This window comes from Gilliamella sp. GillExp13 (assembly GCF_001690815.1).
Lineage (GTDB): Bacteria > Pseudomonadota > Gammaproteobacteria > Enterobacterales > Orbaceae > Gilliamella > Gilliamella bombi.
Map to the genome: position 1 here is coordinate 1 of NZ_LZHJ01000122.1, position 637 is coordinate 637.

The 637-nt window shown below is 41.9% G+C and carries 1 pseudogene; it reads left to right on the top strand.

Annotation, left to right across the window (positions count from 1 at the left end):
* Positions 1–637: pseudogene (locus A9G37_RS13230) on the top strand (transposase); the annotation flags it as partial.

Consider the following 637-nt stretch of genomic DNA (forward strand, 5'->3'; position numbering starts at 1 on the left):
TATTGTTGAGCCCAGTCAATATATTGATGCGCTTAATCAAGCCATCAACGCAGAAAGAGAATTAAACGGAAAAAAGCCTTAAAGCCATCGACGGTAGAGAAATACAAGGAGGTTAAACTCAGTACAACAGATCCGGACAGTGGTTTTATGCATTGGGAAGGCAAGCCTAAAGGATTTTTCTACTTAGATCACCGAACGGTTGATGGCAAACATAATTTAATTACCGATACCTATGTCACAGCTGGAAATATCATGATTCCCAGCCTTACATGGCCTGATTAAAACGCCAGTTAGAGCGGTTTGGCTTTAATCCGGTTGGTGTCGGTCTTGATGCGGGTTATTTTACGGCTCCCATTTGCCATTTACTGCTGGCAGAGCAGATATATCCGGTGTTGGGTTATCGTCGTCCCACCCATGGTGCGAATCCCATCAGAAAAAAGCAGTTTATCTATAACAGTCAAAACGATACCTATACTTGCCCAAACGGGCAAACATTAATATATAAAACTATTAGCAGGGAAGGTTATCGTCATTATCATTCTGATGCAACAACCTGCAAAGTCTGTCCGTTATTGTCACAGTGTACACAGAGTAAAAATACACAGAAAGTCATCACACGCCATATCTGGGAAGCAGA